The sequence below is a fragment of the Burkholderia sp. WP42 genome, from assembly GCF_000745665.1.
GTDB classification, from domain to species: Bacteria; Pseudomonadota; Gammaproteobacteria; order Burkholderiales; family Burkholderiaceae; genus Burkholderia; species Burkholderia vietnamiensis.
In genome coordinates this window covers 25845-43957 of the sequence record NZ_JQJT01000041.1, presented here as the reverse complement: position 1 = coordinate 43957, position 18113 = coordinate 25845, and the positions used below count along the sequence as shown (strand labels likewise).

Genomic DNA, 18113 nt, shown 5'->3' with positions numbered 1-18113 from the left:
ACACCGCTCGAGCAGGCGAGAATCGGTTGGATGGGCGATCGCCTTTTGCATGACCGTCGTGTCGACAATTACACGCTTCGCGCTTGAGGCCTTGATCACGCCCGCGCGCTTTGCCGCTTCGATCGTCTCGGCCAGCAACTCCTCAACTCCGGCCTCACCCAGGCGCTTGCGCCAGCGCGTCAGGCTCGACGGATCGATCGGCGGCTCGGTCTGTAAAAATGTTTCGCCGGTGAAGCCCTGCCAATACGGGTTCTCCACCCATTGCCAGACCACGTCCTCATCCGACAGATCGAACGCATGCTGGAGATACAGCAAGCCAGCAATCAGCCTCGGTGACGTGGCCGGCCGACCCTTGCGTGAGACGAAGCTCGCGCTCATCGACGCATTCAATCCATCCCAGTTGATCAGATCGGCCAGACGCACCAGCGGATGCTTCAGGTTGATCTGCTCGCGCAGAGGATGCCGGAACAAATCGCCCTCGCTCACCGCTGTCTTCGGACCCATCCAGACCTCGACAGAATTTGCAGGAAACAACCCACAATCTGCCAGGTTCCTGCAAATGCATCAACAACTTTCAGCTTCAAACCCTTGCTGCGCAAGGCGTTTCGAGTTTTTCAGGACCGACTACTTAGCCCAGTTCGACAATAGTCTCGTGATTTGGTGTCGTGATTTGGTTGAACCATTATAACAATACCGGTATCATGCGGCGATACGATCGAGCCACGAGAAGCCGTCGAATCGCAATCGAGGACGCTCGCACAATTACCACTTCGTGCGCAGGCCAACCGCCAGCGCTCGCGGGAATGCGAAACCAAAGTGATCATTGACGAGCCGCTTACTGTTTGAGACTGAAGTTCTGATAGCGTTATCTGGACCACTATGGACACAAACTAAATTGTGGTTGTGCTGATGTAGACAGGCAAACATGTCGATTCATTTGTCACAACGCCAAACAGATGCTTAACCACTCAATCCAAACCTTTACCGAATTCAGCCCTGCCACGCCCACGGAAGCCACAAGCAGAACACTGGCATCCTGTTGATCAAAGGGTCAATAAACAGTCCAGCCGAGTGATACGCCGTTGCGATCCATTCGGAAGGAGCGGTGCATGCTATCCGGCACTCCGAGACGGTCCAACGCCGCCGGCGGTCGCTGAATGAACACACTGGTTGGAATTACGGAGCACAGCCAATGAAAACACTGAATTTCGCCGTCGAAACAGGCATCGGTTGGATTCGTCTCTCACGCCCTGAAAAGCGAAATCCCTTTGACACGCTCCTCCGTGAGGAGTTGATGACCGTGCTCGAACAGGTGCGTAATGACCTGACGGTTCGGGCTCTGGTCCTGACCGGTGGTCAGGGCAGCTTCTGTGCTGGCGGCAACATTCAAGACCTCCAGGCGAATGCGGACGCTGGAGCGGTATACTGGCAGCAACGCATTACCACAGGACTGAGGGCGATTAACGACCTACTTCATCTCAGCCGCCCGTTAATCGCCGTGGTCGACGGCCCTGCCTACGGAGCGGGTTTCTCCCTTGCGCTGACCGCAGACATGATTCTTGCATCGCCGCGCGCACGCTTTTCAATGTCGCACCTCAAGCTGGGGCTCGTTCCCGATCTCGGCGCACTGTATATGCTACCTCGGGTCGTCGGCCTGCAGCGCGCCAAGGAGATCATTTTTTCAACGCGTGAAATTGACGCTGTCGAAGCGTTAGATCTTGGCATCGTTATGGAGATCCACGAGAGCGAGCTGATTGAGGAAAGAGCCCGGGAAATTGCTCTCAGCCTGGCCAGTGCATCGCCGACTTCTCTTGCGCTAACAAAAGCGGCACTCACAGCATCTCTCGACTCGGACCAGCATGCAATGTTCGCCATGGAGGCCTCCAGCCAGGCCGCGGCATTTTCGGCACCGGAACCCAAAGCTGCAATTGACGCGTTCCTTGGCCGAAAGCCACTCCCGTTCCAGTGGAAGGCGCAAAAATCATAAATCTTATGTGAGAGCGCAGTCTTCGTTACCCATGTCAGCTGGACGGACCGTTGTTTTTATCAGTCACGTCTTCACGAGCTAACGGCGTGTTCTGAGGATAGGCAATGGGGTAACGATGACCTGTGGGCGCATCAGCGATCGACTCCACGTTGAGAGCTCGATGAGCGACGACCGATTGAAGAGATCGTATCAAGCGGATGGACGCGTGAACCTCTATGGCGTCGCCAGCGGGTGAAGTTCATGGAGATCTGAGGCAACAGCCGCTCAGCCGGATGATTCCGGCATCAACTGATACGGGGCGGCAGACATGTTGTGACAGCGCTATACCAAAGACCCGCTGCATTACAGTGAATTCCGGAAGCCGTGTTTTCGCCGCCAGCCTCGCATTGCTTACGGAGAATGTCCGACTGCGATTGAGCCCTAGATCAATTTGTCAAATCAAGTACAACAGATCAAATGGTACTATGGATGATCCAATTACACTGCAAGGTGTTCGTCCGGAGTCTTCCGACTCCGGACGCTATTCACTACGGCGGCCATCGTGACTTCAAATCCAGTCATCAACCTCACTCTTGACGTCAGACCTGTTCAAACGGCGAGAGCCTTCGAAGAAATTGCCCTACAGCTACGAAATCTGATCTCTTCGGGAAAGTTAAGACCCGGCGATCGCCTCCCAAGTGAGCGGGAGCTTGCGGTGCTTTTTAACGTCAGTCGCAATACCTTGCGCGAGGCACTTCGCTCTCTCGAGATATCGGGAATGATAGAACTACGCAAAGGAATCAAGGGCGGAGCTTTTGTCCGCCCAGGAGACCCATCCGTCGTAGTAGGAGGGTTTCTCGACCTGTACCATCTGGGCGCTATCACACCGACCCAGCTTACGGAATCACGCATATGGATTGAGGATCTGGTGGTACGGGTAGCGTGCCGGCACGCTACCGAGGATGATCTCCTACAGCTCGAAACCAACATTGACGCCACCGAACGGGCGATGAAAACCCAGGACATGAACGCCTGGACCGACGAGTTGCTCACCTTCCATTCACTGCTCGGAAGAGCAACACACAACCCTGTGATGATGATAGTAATGGAAGCGATTATCAAGATCACCCGGCAGTTTATCGATGCAATTGGTCCCCAACTCACCCGCACCGTGGTGCCCTCGCGTCGGCGCCTGGTATCCCATCTGCGCGCCCGAGACGAAGCTGCTGCAGGTAGGGAGATGACAGAGCATCTGGAACGGCTACACCGGCAATATCTCACTCAGCTAAAACGCGTTGCCAAGGAAACGACCGACCTCAATTGAGGTCACGCGGCCCAAATCCGGTTCGCTTTTCACCGGGACTTCGGCCATGCGCTGCGTATCATGCTGCCGAAATCTCGGCGCATATGTCGGGTGCCAAAGAAAGTGAAATCTGCGCCAGCTGAGTGCAAAACTACTGACACAGTTCATGAAAAACTCGATGGCTGGCACCCATCGGACGTATCCTTCCGTGACGGTCGCGGACGGATTCGAATCAGGCATACGGGGACCCGCGTAACAGTAGTGCCGGCGTTAGGCCGCGTCGACCGAAAGCGCTCGCAGGTTCGACTGCACCCGCCAGTGAGCGCATCAGGCCGTCGCGAGCATGCACCTCCAAGCCGATGCAGCCACCAAACTGGAGCGCCGGGGTACTCAGCAATGAGGAATCGGATCGGGGAATTTTCCGAGAGGTCGTCAACCGGAAGTTCACCCGCGACCAGCACGGCCCGCATGAGGTCGTAGTCTTCGGCGCGTGTTGCACGCATTTTCATGCGTCGCGCGTTATGCTTCTTAAATGTTACGTCCGTATCACGCCGGCCGCGACACGATGATCGATTGCCTGCTGACGAGGGGCGAATTGCATCGCAACTAGAAACGCGGCAGTCGACACGAGCGAGACCCCGAGAATTCCCCACTCGACTAACGCATAGTCTCGATGGATGGTCCAAAAGGCGGCACCGGAAATGGGTGCGACGCCTTTCACGATGTTCGACGGAGCCGAGAGCAAACCGCTGATCGCCCCGTTACCCTCGGTCCACATCGCATCCTGCGCAATCGTTCCGCGCAGGATTGTCATCATTCCGTTCGCCCCTCCGTACAAGAGACCAAACAGCATCAATAAGTAGGGTGACGTTCCCGCGTACAGCAGCACGAGAATCGAAACCGGAAACGCTGTGGTGCCTACCGCATCATCATCGAGGGCGAGAGCTTCCGCAAGCCTAATCCAATACCCGAAAACGGCGAAAACGCCATTGCGAAATTCGGTAAAAAACCGCATTCTTAAGGCCCTTCGAATCCACGTTTGACACCACTTCCAACTGGCGCCATACGGCGATCATCCCCGGCGCCTTTGCGCCGATCCGTGACACCATGAATCGTAGCAACCGACAGCATAGCTAAGAGACGCTTTCTAGTGCTAGGCGGAGACATAGGACTTCTTCAGATCCCGCATGCCGTGAAGCATCAGTGGGGTACGCGGCCTTCAACCACGCGCCGTGCGCTCTATCGAAACATATTCAGGCGCAAATCCCAGAATCGACGCTAAACGGGCGACATCGCTCGCTCCCGGGACCTATGCGGGCCCGCGGAGGTACAACCCGCTCCCCAAGTCTCGCCCCCGAAGAATCGGCTGCAAACAAGTCCCTGGCCGTTCAGGCTATAGGCAATCTGGGTAACAGCCAAATTGACGGAAGCGTCCGAAGCATCTAAGATGGTCACTCCACTAATGGTTGAACCAATATACTTATGAACCAATTAATTGATTTCAGTGAGCGGACGGTAGTTGTGACCGGCGCGGCCCAAGGAATTGGGCAAGCTATTGCTCGTCTAGTGACGAACCTCGGAGGCAACGTCGTCGCGGTAGATCTCAATAGTGACGCGTTGCACTACAGTGTGGCGGAGTTACCCCGTGATCGGGTTATGGCCGTCGCGGGAAGTGTGGTCGATCCCGAACTCGCGTCCCGGGCGGTTGGCGAGGCCGTGTCTCGTTTCGGTGCTGTGCATGGTTTGGTCAACAACGCCGGTGTCACTCGTCCCGCGATGATCGAAAAGATGACACTTGAGCAGTGGCAAAGCGTGCTCGACGTACATCTGACCGGAACTTTCCTCTGGTTGCAGGCTGTCGGACGACACATGGTCAGCCGGGCCAAAAGCGGGGACGCAGTAGGCGGGTCAATCGTGAATATTTCGTCAGACGCCGGTCGCAAGGGCTCAATCGGTCAGGTTAACTACTCTGCCGCAAAGGCAGGAATGCTCGGTATGACCATGACTGCGGCCCGTGAATGGGGCAAGCATCAAATCCGTACCAATTCGGTTTGTTTTGGCGTAGTCGAAACGCAGATGACAGAAGTCGTGCGCGGCGAAAAATTCAGCGAGGGCATGCTTGCCCAGATCCCGATGGGACGGTGGTCAACACCTGACGAGGTGGTCAAGACAGTGTGTTTCCTGTTGTCAGACGCCGCCTCTTATATCACCGGTCAGCATCTTGGCGTAAATGGTGGCTTCCATATTTCCCTCTAATATTGGCCCTCGATATGCGCCAAGGTCAGGCCGACCGCACATTGGCTCGGCTCAATTAATGCGGTCGCCAGACCATCTGCAATTACCCGCCAATACCCTATACGGATCCGGGTAGTCCTATGGGGCAAAAGAGCGCTTGCACTGCACCCAAAGAGCACTGGCAGCGCGCCCTCCGTCTGAGGTCACGCAGTCACCTCAGACGGAGGGCGCACGTGCCCCGGTAGCGATGAGCCGATACACGACATGGGCGCTTATATCGTCACTGGGGAAATCTAACTGAACGGTTGGGTGCTCATACGCATACGTGCATCACGTATCGCGCGAGACATAAGCATCTGCTGGACTCCATGCCGGGTCTGGAATTCCCGTACGTGTGCCGACCGTTATCCCCGATGCCCTCTCCTTAAAGCAAAGAATCCATCGGTGGATGGATGCCAGTCCAAATATTCCTGCCATAACAGGATCGTTAAGCATTGCTTTCGAATGCGCGCCGTCCCATCTACTCTCAATCAGATCTCCGATGATAGGCGGTCTCGGCACGCATTCAGGTCACACAGTCGCGTTAGCGCATCGCAGAAAGCTCAGAAGCATGCTGATCCGCATCCCCAGACAACTGTTCATTGACTGCAAGGAACCGGAAATAGTGCCCGACAGGATATTCCTCTGTCATCCCGATACCGCCGTGCAACTGCACCGCCTGCTGACCCACAAATCGGCTACTGCTCCCTGTAACCATCAGGGCAGCCGAGAGTTCATGCCGACGTTCAACGGCGTCGACATAACCCAGCGCCATGGTCGCCAGCAAGCTACTGCTACGTGCCTGCTCAAGTGCAACCAGCATGTCAACAAGTCTATGCTGGAGCGCCTGATTTTCGGCAAGCGGGCGACCAAACTGCTGACGTACCTTCAGATAATCGACCGTAAGCCGAAGTGATCTTTCCATAGCGCCTACCGCCGCCGCCGCAGACGCCGCGGCACCTGCCTGCACAACACGCTCCACCAAGGCAAACGACTCCTCGTCCGTGAGGCATCCCAAAGGTTCCGCAGCAGCATCGACTAACTCGATGCTGGCGGCGGGAGTTCCATCCCGCAACTTTTTGCTACGGCGAATAACACCTGGGTCCGAGGCATCGACGAGATATAGACCAATACCGCCCATATCGTCATCCACGCCTGCTCTCCGCGCCGTGACGATAATTTTATCAGCACTTCTGCCATGAAGCACCGTGGATTTCCTGCCAGTAAGACGCCAATGACCGTTCTTCTCTGCTGCTCGGACAGCGACGTGATGCAAAACACCATAGGTATCTGGCTCTTCGTGCGCCCAGGCCAGAAGTAACCTGCCGCTAGCTACACCAGGTAAGATCGCCTGTTTTTGCTCCGCAGCACCCGCCCACAATACGGCATTTGCACCGAGTACAACTGTCGCAAGGAATGGTTCAAGGGAAAGTACAGAACCAAGCGAGTTCATAACGAGCATGGTATCTACGGCGCTGCCGTCGAAACCATCGTATTCCGCCGGAATCGCAAGGCCGAGCAACCCCAACTCAGCATAGGCAGCCCACACGTCCCGACTGAATCCTTCATCGGTCGCGCAATATTGCTGACGTTGCTCAAACTGATATCGGTTCGAGAGAAGACGCTCCAGGCTATCTCTCAATTGACGTTGTTCGTCCGAAAGGTCGAAATTCATTTAGAGCTCCAGTAACGCTTTGGCGAGAATATTTCGCTGAATCTCGTTTGTCCCGCCAAAAATCGACTGAGCACGAGAGTAAAAATAGGCGGGTGCCAAGTGCGCGGCCCAATGCTCGTCGACGCCCAGGACTGGCTCTTCGGCACCCTCTGCAACTGCCAGCGGACCAGCGATCCGAAAGAGAAGCTCAGTGGATGCCTGATATAGCTCTGTACCCTTCAATTTAAGAAGCGAAGGCAGCGGAATTCGCTGTGCATCCGTCTCAGCCGAACCATGTAAAGAGGAGCGTAGCTGAGTAACCTCGAGAGCCCGAATCTCCGCCTCTAGCCGGACCAAGTGCTGACAGAAGACGGGGTCCTCGATTAGCGGACGACCACGGCGCTTTACCTGTCCTGCCAACGTACGTGCGTGTCGCAGGCGTTCCTTGGTCCGACCAATTACCGCGACATCGGTACGCTCGTGACCTAACAGATATCTGGCGTACTCCCAACCCTTGTTTTCCTCTCCGATCCGGTTTCCAACGGGTACGCGCACATCGTCGAGAAAAACCTCGTTCAGGTGATGCTCTCCGTCAATTGAGATGATCGGACGCACCGTTATGCCTGGCGTCTTCATATCGATCAGTAGAAACGTCAGGCCTGCCTGTTTTTTCCCCTCGCTCGACGTTCTCAATAATGCGAACATCCAGTCCGCATGTTGCGCCGTAGATGTCCAGATCTTCTGGCCATTCACAACGTAGACACTTGGGTCAATGCTTCGATCTGCCCGCGCGCGTATCGCCGCGAGATCCGAGCCAGCACCCGGTTCAGAAAAGCCCTGGCAAAACCAGAGGTCAAGGTTCGCGATCGCGGGCAGAAAGCGCTGTTTCTGTTCCTCCGAACCGTATCGGATGATCAGCGGTCCCACCATCGAAACATTCAGGTTGAGAGGAAGCGGCGCACATGCTGAGTAAAGCTCGTCCAGAAAAATGGAGCGCTGTGTGGCAGTCCATCCCGGCCCACCCACCTCGCGCGGCCAACTCGGTGTAGCCCAGCCTTGGCGATTGAGAATGCGCTGCCACGTGACAATGTCATCATGCTCGGCAGAATGTCCGTTACGTAAGCGCTTCTGAATATGTCCTGGCAGGTTTTCGCTGATAAATGCGCGAACCTCCTGCCGGAACTGTGCATCGGCTTCTGTTTCTTGCAGGTCCATAGATAGGGAAATATCAAGAGGTGATGGAAAATTTCATATCGAAAAACTGTCGAACGCAACCGCCCCTACGCTAGTGCAAACGCTGGTACCGGCGGACCATCCTGTGTTTCCTTGAATACGACAGCGACCCGGGCTCCAATACGTATATCTTCGAAGTCGCAATCAACAATACGTGTCATCACCGTGACTCCCTCGTCCAGCGTGACATACGCTATCGCATAAGGCACCGGGTCGGGTCGGGAGGTAACACTGAAGCTGTATACGGTGCCGTGACCGCTCACCTGCTCCCATTTTGTTACGGCACTTCCGCAAAACGGGCAATGTGCGCGCGGGTACCAGTGTGGTTTCCCGCAACTGTCGCAGCGCTTGAGGAGCAGCTTTCCCTCACTTGCCGCCTGCCAGAACGGGGCGGTCTCGGGATTTACATGAGGACTGGAAAATGGGTGCTGTTCCATAATCGACGTATTCATTAATTACTCCCGTTCCAGAATCAGCGTAGCACTGCCATGACGCGTGCCGAGCGAGCCACCTGTACCTTGTGCCAGAGCAAGATCACAGTTCTTGACCTGCACGCTGGGGTGAGCCTCACCACGCAGTTGCCTCACCGCCTCAATCACCTTCGTCATACCTCCCCGATTTGACGGGTGGTTATTACATAAACCACCGCCATCGGTATTGAATGGCAATTTACCGACACCTGAAATCAGATTGCCGTCCGCGACAAAGCGTCCACCCTCACCTTTTCCGCAAAACCCGAGATCCTCGAGCTGAATCAGCACGGTGATTGTGAAACTATCGTAGATGGACGCGTACTTGATATCGGATGGCTTGACTTTCGCCTCCTCGAACGCGCGAGGGCCCGACCATGCAGCGGCAGAGTAGGTCAGGTCAATCTCACCTCCGTGTTGGCCCTTCACTGCCTCGCCAGCCCCAAGAATCTTGACGCGCGGGCGGGACAACGTCTTTGCAATTTCCGGAGACGTAACAATCAGCGCGCCTCCACCATCGCTCACGACACAGCAGTCAAGCTTCCGGAGTGGGGACGCGATAAGCGGTGATGCGAGCACGTCCTCTACCGTCACGACATCGCGCAGCATCGCGTTTGCGTTGTATTGGGCGTGATGAGAAGCGGCGACCTTGATCCATGCAAGCTGTTCGGCTGTCGTACCGAATTCGTGCATATGGCGCATGGCGGCCATGGCATACATGTTCGCTGTCGTCGGACTGAATGGCATTTCAAACGACGAATCGGGCACTGTAGGGCCGGCGGTCCGAAGCACAAACGTATTCCCGCTTTCGCTCCTCGGCCGTCCAGCCAAGGTAATCAATGCGACGCTGCATTTTCCTGCTGCAATTGCTTGGGCGGCGTGCGCTACATGAATCAAATAAGCTGATCCACCCGTATCCGTGGAATCAATGTGACGTGCACGGATTCCCAGATAGTCAACCATGTTTAATGGTCCGAGCCCGGGTGCGTCTCCGCCGCAAAAATAACCATCCACATCCGCAAGGCTTAACCCCGCATCATCGAGCGCTCCCTTCGCACACTCAGCGTGAAGCTGCGCGAGCGACTTGTCCGGTGCCTTACGGAGCGGGTGCTCGTATGCCCCCGCAATATAAGCTTTGCCGTAGATCGTCATTACCTTGTATCCTCCGATGCTATTTGTCGTGACAAGCGTGAATCCAGCGCTTCAGCGCCTTGCGTGGTCAGCTCGAACAAACCGTTGCTGAGTACGGTCACGCCACGGTCGGGTACAGTCGCGCGTATGTTCAGCTGAGTACCAGCACGCCAGATTTCCGTGCGGATCGTGTCGCCCGGAAACGCCGGCGATGAGAATCGCGCGCGCATGGCGTGCAATGCCGTTGGGTCGTAATCACAACAGGCCCGCAACACTGCGTGCACTGCCACACCAAAAGTGGCGAGCCCGTGAAGAATCGGTCGTGGGAAACCAGCTGCCTGCGCCACGCGCGGATCGGCATGCAGCGGATTCATGTCACCGGAAAGCCTGTAGATCAACGCGGCCTCTGGACGCGTCGGTAGATCGATAACAAAGTCCGCGTCTCGCAGTGGCGCTCCAGGCAATGGCTCCGGTGACGCGTCGCTAGGCTCCGAAGCAGTGGAGAATCCGCCGTCAGCGCGACATACCAATACTTGCTCGGAGATGCTCAACAGATGACCACTTCCCTGCTCACGTAAGGCTCGCTCGACGTGGAGCACGGCACCCTTATCGCCCTTGTCGATCACTCGCGTAATGCGGTTCTCGGCGACCACAGTGGCGCATGCAGGTATCGGAGAATGCAATATGACGTGTTGCTCACCATGCAACACGCGTCTGGCGTCCAGACCAAAAGACGAATCCGTCGCAAAAAATCCAGGAGAACCCAACACCGCGCCGTAGGTCGGCAGCACCTTGAGATGGGGACCATACACGTAGGCCAGAGCCTGTTCATTTTCCGGCTCGGCGCCCAGGCCAATCCCCAGCGCATACAGGATAGCGTCACGTTCGCTGTACGATTTCACAACGTCATCAAAACGCCAGTTCTTGAGTTTTTGATAGTTGATCATGGTGTCTCGGTGGAATCTGCTGCTGCGGGTGGTGGCGGTGAAGCAGGTCGCTGACTTTCCTGCAGGCGACGCCAGTCGATCTTGCCGGTTGGCGAGCGTGGCAACGCGTCGACGAACTCCACAATTCTTGGATACTTGTAGGCAGCCATGCGCTCGCGTGACCAGGAAATGATGTCGTCGGCCGATACCGCCCCAGACGATTCCTGCCGCAACACGATGACCGCCTTGACGGTTTCTCCACGGTAAGGGTCCGATGCTGCAATCACACAAGCTTCATGCACGGCGGGGTGCTCGTACAGCATTGCTTCCACCTCGGAAGGCCACACCTTATAGCCCGAGGCGTTGACCATGCGTTTGAGACGATCTTTCAGGTAGAAGTAGCCGTCTGCGTCGTAATAACCAAGATCGCCTGTCCGGAAAAAGCGGCGGCCGTCGCGTTCAAAAAAACACGCTTGCGTCGCCTCGGGATTACGCCAGTAACCGAGAAAAACCTGAGGTGCGGATACAACTATTTCGCCGACCTCGTTAGCCGGAAGTTCGACGAGCGTATCGGCGTCGACCACACGCAGATCCACATTGAAAAGCGGTACACCAAGACATTGCCGGCGCGGATGATCAGCCGGATTACCCGTGACGTGGGCAGTTTCCGACAGCCCGTACCCTTCCAGGAAGTCGATGCCCCAAGTCTCCTTGATGCGCGCCCACAATCCCTCGGACATTTGTGCGCCTCCGCCTCCGATGCGGCTCAGCGACGAGAAATCAAACGACGAGATCTGTGGGCTGCCCAGCAGATCTGTGATCATCGTTGGCATCGCGGTCAGATGCGTAACCCTGTAACGGTGAACGAGATCTGCGGCTCGCTCGCGGTTCCATCGCTTCAACATCACCATGGTTGCACCAGAATAGATCGGCGCATTCATCTGATTCTGCATCGCGGTGATATGAAAAAGCGGCAGTGACAGCATAACCACTGCATCCGAGTGTATCCACATCCAGTGCGTCAACGTCACGACGCTCGCCATCAGCGATCTATGGCTGTGTACACATCCCTTGGGCAGGCCTGTGGTTCCCGAGCTGTAGAGGATCAGTGCGGGCTGATCAGCATCAAACAGGAAATCCGGCTCACCTGCGTCTTCGACGAACATCTCCAATGCTGCATCGAATTGCGTCACCGTGAACGCTGTAGGTCCCGTTTCAACTGTGCCCGCCACGAGCGCATGACGAATCCGGTTTTCACTATTAGCAGCCGCGACATGCGCGAGAAGATCGCCATCGCAGACGATGACCTCCGCATCCGCGTCGCCAAAAAAATGGGCAAGCTCAGCCGCCCTGTTCATCGGATTGATCGTGACCACGATTGCACCAATGCGCAATGCCGCATAGTAGGCCACGATGAACTCGGGCGAATTCTGCATGTATAGGACCACTCGTGCCCCACGATCGAGACCACATCGAACGTAAAGAAAGGATGCGAGTACGTCGACCCGCCTAAGCAGCTCACGATAGGAGAGGCAGACATCTTCGCAAATCAACGCGGCCTTCTCAGGGAAGCGCTGCGCCGACACGAACAGGTTGCTATACAGGTTCGTGCCAGGCACCGTTAACCGGTGCGGAAGATGGTGAGGCCAGTTTTTTATATCCTGTGCTTGCATGGTGTCCCCAGGGCGCGATGCACTACAGCTCACGCTTTAGATAAATGGTTCAACCATTTCATTATTGATGTTCGGAGCCAGATTTGTCAAGCGCGGATATCACTGCAAAATGCAGAGCGAAGCAAGGCATCGTCCAGGTGAGTTCCGGCAAAGACTACCCTGTAGACGCTGTGCAAACAGTTCGAGAGCGGCGATGCCGCTCTGCTTGGCGTGTTCGATCCAATGCTCCCACGCCTTCTGCACCCGGACGGCCCTCCTGTAGAACCATAGCAGCTTGAGTTCGTCGCGCAGCAGCCAGCGACTCGACTTCAACAATTTCTGAGCAGGCAAGTCGTGTCGAAGCTGGTTGGCCTGATCGACCCGCATCCGGTCGATGACTTCGCGCCCATGTTTCGCGATCACATGGAACAGGTCATAAGCGATCTCCGCCTGCGAGCAGTTCGCCTTGATTTCCAGCTCATAGGCCGTCGTCATGTCGATAGCGACTGTCTCGATACGTTTAGCTACGCCGGCGGGAAGTTGCTCGAAAAAAGCTCGGGCGGTTCTCGCGTGAGCGGCCCGGACCGATCCACAGTATTTGGCAATTGAGCGGCTCACCCACGACCGCCGCGTAGCGGTAGCCCTTGTGGAATACGAATTCATTCATCGCCAAATGACGCACCTGCGTCCAGTCCGGATCAGTGATCCTCGCCCACGGGCTTGCCTTGTCGATGGATTGACGGCGTGCCAGTCCAAACCGTAGAACGCCGCCACTGCCTGCACGCTGGCCGATTGCAGCAGTGTCTCGCAGGCCTTCGCATACCGCTCCGTCACTCGCTGGTCGCGACCCACCCAACCCCGCTTCTCCAGTCGGGGACAAACACAGTGCTCGCACCAGACTCGCCGACGCGGTACGCGCAGGACGACCCGAAACTCGAACAGCGGCGGATCCCGTACCCGGCGTACCGTCGTTTCGTGGATCTGCTGGTAGCGCTTGCCGCATGCTCACAGCGCATCACCTCGCCGATCGGCTTCAGATACAGCGACAGAGTCTGGCTACCGTCTGTCGGCCATTCCACACGCTCAAGTCGTTAACCTGTCCAGCTGCCCAGCGCCTGCAGGGTCTTGCGATCCAGCAATTTTCTCTCCAATGCCTGTCTTTACTGACATCAGATTACCAATTGCTTCGCTATCCTCCACGGAATTCCGCGATAAACCCTTTTTAATGCACCGGTTCCATCTGGATGCACCTTTACGACCGTGCTATCAAACGAGGCCACATCGATCCTGACACGAACAATCTGTTCACGCTGCAATTCGGTGAATACGCGATCCAGCACGTCGCTTGTGGAACAACGGTTCATCATAGTATCCCTTTGCCGCGCAGCCTTTTCCCGCTTCATAACTTGTGGAACGGGCGTGGCAAAATTTGAGCCGCGGCGCCAGAGCTCATTACGCGATCATCACGTTGCCGAAGCCCCGGATGTAAATTTGACCCTGCCGCCTGTTCCCCACTTATTCCAAGCCGTGATGTTTGCGATTTAGGCTAATGCCGCATCGTTCTTTGGATATCCCGCCAATTGCAAATCGGCCACTATCATTTCAGCTGCGCGTTCTGCGATCATAATCGTCGGTGCATTCGTATTGCCGCTGATAATATGCGGCATGACAGAGGCATCGGCGACACGCAGGTTGGCCACGCCCCATACACGGAGTTCGAGATCGACAACCGAACTGGTGAGAGATGGCCCCATCCGGCAAGTCGAGGTGGGATGAAATATCGTTACACAATTGCTCCTGACGAATTCGGCGACGTCGGTGTTCTCAGTGATCGACGGTGAAATATTGCGCACGATCTTCCCTAGCGATGGTGCTTCAAAGAAACTCATACCCAGCTTCACTGCTTCGACCTGTGCATCGAGGTCTCCTTTTGCGGTCAAATAATTTCCTTTCAATCGGACCGGATCAGCGGCAGTGGCGCCACTAAGGAGTACTTCGCCACGCGACTCCGGGCAGACATGGCCTACCTTGAGCGAAATGCCGTCAGGGATCTCGGTTGTTTGCGTCGCATTTTGGGCACGTTTGCCCTCGTAGAAAGGAAATACGAACAGCTGCGTATCTATTCTGCCATCCTTGTCTATGTCGAAATAACCTCCGCCCTCAAGCACGTTTGATGACACGACTCCATCGTGATTGAATGCCAACCACTCGATCCCGTTGGCGATCTTTCTAAGTCCTTTTGACTCCCGCAGGATGCTACGGATTCCGGGTGTTTCGGCAGTCAACGAGACCATCAAATGGTCCTGGTAGTTTTGGCCTACCTGCGGGCTGTCAACCTTGACCTTTATCCCGAATTTCCCCAAATGCGCAGCCGGACCAATTCCGGATAGCATCAACAGCTTGGGCGATTCGATGGCACCAGCGGTTACAACGACTTCCTTGTTCGCGGCCACTTCCGTCTGCGACCCGCCTTTGCGGGAATAGCTAATACCAACAGCGCGCCCATTTTCAATCAGAATTTTTTCAGCGACGGCATCGGTGATAAGCGTGAGACGCTTGTTTTTGATGACCCGATACAAATATGCGCGAGCGGTGCTATCTCGCTTACCTTCACGAATCGTGCATTGCCAGAAGCCAACACCTTCCTGTTCAGCCGCTCCGCTCATGTCGGTGATGTAGGGGTAGCCGAGTTCCTGCCCCGCGCGGATGTAAGCCATGGTGAGGGGGTGCCGGTAGCGGTGCTCGCTCACGCACAAGTAGCCGTCGGTTCCATGGTTCGGCGCTCCGAGCGTCTCGTTTCGCTCAGAATGGATAAAGTACGGTAATACATCATGATGGGCCCATCCGGTGCAGCCATAGATGTTTTCCCAATCGTCATAGTCGTGGGCTGTCCCACGGCAGTAGACCATGCCGTTGACCGAACTGCCGCCGCCCAACACCCGACCCTGATGTATATGGATGGGGGGAACTCCGTTGTCAGGGTTAGCTTCGCTAAGATAGTTCCACGAGTACTTTTGGGCGTTACGCATCCCTGCAGGCATGTGGATGAACATATCTTTGTCCATCGGGCCCGCTTCAAGTAACAATACGCTAGCTTGAGTTTCTTCAATCAGTCGTGTCGCGATAACGCATCCAGCGGACCCGCCTCCCACAATGATGTAGTCGTATGCTTCCGGCACGTCAATATCTCCTGATAAGTGCTATTTTTGATCGTGTCGCTGCGTTACCTGTCGACACGCACTGCGCTGGGTCGCCGAAGACGCGGGCCAGCCACGTCCGATGTTTAAACCCGTCAGGATTGCAGGTGTTTAGACGGGAGGCTGTCGAGGAGAACCGTCTTTGTTTCCAGGTATGGCATCAGGCCTTCAATGCCGCCTTCTCGACCTATTCCCGATTGTTTGAAGCCGCCGAAGGCTATTCCGAAGTCGTTGCGGAATCCGTTGTGCGCAACCGTTCCCGTCCGCAGTTGTCGTGCAACCGCATATGCGCGGTCCACGTCATTAGTAAATACGGCGCCGCTTAGACCATAAACCGTGTCATTGGCCATCTCGATCGCTCGCGCTTCACTCTCGGCTGGGATGACCACGAGAACAGGACCGAAGATTTCTTCCTGGGCCAGTACCGACGCGTTATCGACGTTGCCGAACACCGTAGGCTCAATAAAATAACCGCGAGGGAGGTGGGGCGGGCGTCGACCACCGGCAGCAAGCGTGAAGCCAGCCTCTTTCCCTTTGGCGATGTAACTTTCCACTCGCTCGCGTTGTCGGAACGTAGCCAGTGGGCCCATCTGCGTCTCTGGATCGAAGGGGCTACCGACCTTTACTGCTGAGTAGGCTGCTCCAAGCGCCTCCATGAATTGGGTATGGCGAGATTTGGGAACGATGATGCGGGTGAGAGCTGCGCAGACCTGACAGGTCATTTGAGTTGCGGCCGCTGCAAGTTTCTTTGCCGCGACTTCTACGTCGTAGTCTTCAAGAATGACCGCAGCGGACTTGCCGCCCAGTTCAAGGGTAAAGCGCCCGACGCGTTCGGCCAATACGGATGCAATGTGCTTGCCCACCGCGCTCGATCCAGTAAAGGTAATCTTGTCGATGGCTGGGTTACGTACCAGCGCATCCGACGCCTCGCGGTCGGCAGTTACGACATTGAGCACACCTGCTGGCAGGCCGATGTCCTCTGCGGCTTCGGCGACGACCAACGCCATGCCTGGCGCTTCCGGCGAAGACTTTAAGACGACGGTACATCCTGCTATCAATGCCGGTGCCAATTTGTAGGCGATCAGCATCGCCGGGGCGTTCCACGGAATGATTGCACCTACTACGCCGACGGGTTCTCGTACCAACAGACCGTTGCCATTGCCAGAGCTGGTCTGGCGCTGCTCTTCAAATGCAAAAGAGTCACCCAGATTCGCGTAGAAATCGTAAATGTCGGCAATCCGTGGCATATGAGCTTGGGCGAATGTCGATGTGACACCCATCTCGTTTGGCCATATTTCAGCCATGTCACCAGAGCGAGCTCTCAGTTTGTCCGCGATTGCATGAAGGTACTTTGCCCTCTCTTCATGTGAAAGACGCGGCCACGGGCCGTGATCGAACGCTGCGCGCGCGGCAGCCACGGCTCGGTCTATGTCAGCCCTTCCGGCCTCGGCAACAGTAACGTAGACATCCTCGGTGTGGGGGGCGATGACCGAGAATTTTGTGTCCGAAGAGGCATCGATCCACTTACCACCGATGAACAGCTTGTCGGGATACCTAAGCGGCACGGCGGATCTACCGGGATTGTTTGCCTTGATTGCCGTCATCACTTCCTCTTCTGTGTCTGAGAACAATCCATATTCCTGCCCATGTTTCCTGTATCAGTGAATATTTTGGGCGAGGGGCCTACGGCGTTTCCATTCTATTTCGCCATGCTTGAAGCACCACATCCGCGCTACTCACATCAGATATCAGCGAGCGTCCTACACGGGTACGTACCTAGGCACCCGAGGGGCAAACGCCGGCTGTCCAGTTTCACTTCAACTGGAACTACGTGCCGGTGATCGCCGGACTCTATCGCACGAACTACTTGTTCCGGTTATACAAGCGCAGCGTCAGAAAAGAGCAGATGGTCGAGTTTCTCAAGGCGCTCAAGGCACAACTCAAGCAGCCGCTACTGATCATTTGGTATGGTGCCGGACCCCATTGGGCCGCGATCGGCCGCGACTATCTCGATTCCCTCGACGCACATATTCACATGACATTTCTGCCGCCCTACTGTCCCGAGTTCAATCCCGTCGAGTATCTGTGGGCATGGCTCAAGCGCCATGTGATGGCGAACTTCCGCCCCAAACACCCTCGACGAATTGCATGTCACCGCTCGCAACAAACTCAAAAGCGCCCAGCACCGGCCCTGATCATCGCCGCTTGCTGGATTCAGGCAACCTTGTGGTGATGTCATGATTTGGGAAAGATCAAAAGATAGGTGAGCGATTTGATTCAGCCCGCCACGCGCGAAAACGCACGCCC

The 18113-nt window shown here is 55.9% G+C and carries 13 protein-coding genes and 3 pseudogenes; 4 read left to right on the top strand and 12 right to left on the bottom strand.

Annotated features, from left to right (window positions below; translation table 11 throughout):
- Positions 1–504: IS5/IS1182 family transposase (locus EX20_RS21795; protein WP_034194729.1), on the bottom strand; the 504-nt coding region annotated here is incomplete at its 3' end.
- Between the two features lie 688 nt (positions 505–1192).
- Here EX20_RS21795 and EX20_RS21790 point away from each other — a divergent pair.
- Positions 1193–1987, top strand: a complete 795-nt coding sequence (locus EX20_RS21790; RefSeq protein WP_034194728.1) for an enoyl-CoA hydratase/isomerase family protein — start codon at positions 1193–1195, stop codon at positions 1985–1987.
- Between the two features lie 541 nt (positions 1988–2528).
- Complete coding sequence (locus EX20_RS21785) at positions 2529–3290, top strand: FadR/GntR family transcriptional regulator (RefSeq protein ID WP_231572276.1); 762 nt, start codon at positions 2529–2531, stop codon at positions 3288–3290.
- 514 nt (positions 3291–3804) lie between these two features.
- On the opposite strand, the gene EX20_RS32130 is transcribed toward EX20_RS21785, so the two are convergent.
- Positions 3805–4284: an MFS transporter gene (locus EX20_RS32130; RefSeq protein ID WP_034194727.1), complete on the bottom strand. Its 480-nt coding sequence runs from the start codon at positions 4282–4284 to the stop codon at positions 3805–3807.
- A gap of 467 nt (positions 4285–4751) precedes the next feature.
- Between EX20_RS32130 and EX20_RS21775 the strand changes: the two genes are divergently transcribed.
- Positions 4752–5525, top strand: coding sequence for an SDR family NAD(P)-dependent oxidoreductase (locus EX20_RS21775; protein ID WP_034194726.1), 774 nt, complete (start codon positions 4752–4754; stop codon positions 5523–5525).
- A gap of 562 nt (positions 5526–6087) precedes the next feature.
- Here the strand turns inward: EX20_RS21775 and EX20_RS31160 are convergent.
- From EX20_RS31160 to EX20_RS21740, 10 genes and pseudogenes are all read right to left on the bottom strand, one after another.
- Entirely contained in the window at positions 6088–7218 is a 1131-nt protein-coding gene (locus EX20_RS31160) for an acyl-CoA dehydrogenase family protein (RefSeq protein WP_072465583.1), read from the bottom strand.
- The gene (locus EX20_RS21765; protein WP_034194724.1) at positions 7219–8412 is read right to left on the bottom strand and encodes an acyl-CoA dehydrogenase family protein; all 1194 of its coding nucleotides are present in this window, start codon (positions 8410–8412) and stop codon (positions 7219–7221) included.
- A 65-nt stretch (positions 8413–8477) separates the two neighbouring features.
- Positions 8478–8882 carry a Zn-ribbon domain-containing OB-fold protein gene (locus EX20_RS31155; RefSeq protein ID WP_072465582.1) on the bottom strand — a complete coding sequence of 135 codons (405 nt, stop codon included), beginning with the start codon at positions 8880–8882 and terminating at the stop codon, positions 8478–8480.
- 3 nt (positions 8883–8885) lie between these two features.
- The gene (locus tag EX20_RS21760) at positions 8886–10052 is read right to left on the bottom strand and encodes a thiolase domain-containing protein (protein ID WP_034194723.1); all 1167 of its coding nucleotides are present in this window, start codon (positions 10050–10052) and stop codon (positions 8886–8888) included.
- Positions 10052–10978 (bottom strand): MaoC/PaaZ C-terminal domain-containing protein, encoded by a 927-nt coding sequence (locus EX20_RS31150; RefSeq protein ID WP_072465581.1) that lies wholly within the window; start codon positions 10976–10978, stop codon positions 10052–10054. Before EX20_RS31150 ends, EX20_RS21760 begins: the two co-directional genes overlap by 1 nt.
- Positions 10975–12630 carry a long-chain-fatty-acid--CoA ligase gene (locus EX20_RS21755; RefSeq protein WP_034194722.1) on the bottom strand — a complete coding sequence of 552 codons (1656 nt, stop codon included), beginning with the start codon at positions 12628–12630 and terminating at the stop codon, positions 10975–10977. The genes EX20_RS31150 and EX20_RS21755 overlap by 4 nt, the downstream gene beginning before the upstream one ends.
- Before the next feature lie 156 nt (positions 12631–12786).
- Positions 12787–13688 (bottom strand): annotated as a pseudogene (locus tag EX20_RS31145) (ISL3 family transposase); the annotation flags it as partial.
- Between the two features lie 138 nt (positions 13689–13826).
- Positions 13827–13979 (bottom strand): annotated as a pseudogene (locus EX20_RS32985) (IS5/IS1182 family transposase); the annotation flags it as partial.
- Positions 13980–14150: 171 nt separating this feature from the next.
- Positions 14151–15788, bottom strand: coding sequence for a GMC family oxidoreductase (locus tag EX20_RS21745; RefSeq protein WP_072465580.1), 1638 nt, complete (start codon positions 15786–15788; stop codon positions 14151–14153).
- 113 nt (positions 15789–15901) lie between these two features.
- Entirely contained in the window at positions 15902–17410 is a 1509-nt protein-coding gene (locus EX20_RS21740) for an aldehyde dehydrogenase (RefSeq protein WP_034194736.1), read from the bottom strand.
- A 137-nt stretch (positions 17411–17547) separates the two neighbouring features.
- Between EX20_RS21740 and EX20_RS21735 the strand changes: the two are divergent.
- Positions 17548–18039 (top strand): annotated as a pseudogene (locus tag EX20_RS21735) (transposase); the annotation flags it as partial.
- Positions 18040–18113 lie beyond the last annotated feature (74 nt).

Coding starts and splice junctions, on each gene's coding strand:
- EX20_RS21775 (WP_034194726.1), top strand. CDS start 4,752: ATGAACCAATTAATTGATTTCAGTGAGCGGACGGTAGTTGTGACCGGC.
- EX20_RS21755 (WP_034194722.1), bottom strand. CDS start 12,630: ATGCAAGCACAGGATATAAAAAACTGGCCTCACCATCTTCCGCACCGG.
- EX20_RS21740 (WP_034194736.1), bottom strand. CDS start 17,410: ATGACGGCAATCAAGGCAAACAATCCCGGTAGATCCGCCGTGCCGCTT.
- EX20_RS21760 (WP_034194723.1), bottom strand. CDS start 10,052: ATGACGATCTACGGCAAAGCTTATATTGCGGGGGCATACGAGCACCCG.
- EX20_RS21790 (WP_034194728.1), top strand. CDS start 1,193: ATGAAAACACTGAATTTCGCCGTCGAAACAGGCATCGGTTGGATTCGT.
- EX20_RS21765 (WP_034194724.1), bottom strand. CDS start 8,412: ATGGACCTGCAAGAAACAGAAGCCGATGCACAGTTCCGGCAGGAGGTT.
- EX20_RS31150 (WP_072465581.1), bottom strand. CDS start 10,978: ATGATCAACTATCAAAAACTCAAGAACTGGCGTTTTGATGACGTTGTG.
- EX20_RS32130 (WP_034194727.1), bottom strand. CDS start 4,284: ATGCGGTTTTTTACCGAATTTCGCAATGGCGTTTTCGCCGTTTTCGGG.
- EX20_RS31160 (WP_072465583.1), bottom strand. CDS start 7,218: ATGAATTTCGACCTTTCGGACGAACAACGTCAATTGAGAGATAGCCTG.
- EX20_RS31155 (WP_072465582.1), bottom strand. CDS start 8,882: ATGAATACGTCGATTATGGAACAGCACCCATTTTCCAGTCCTCATGTA.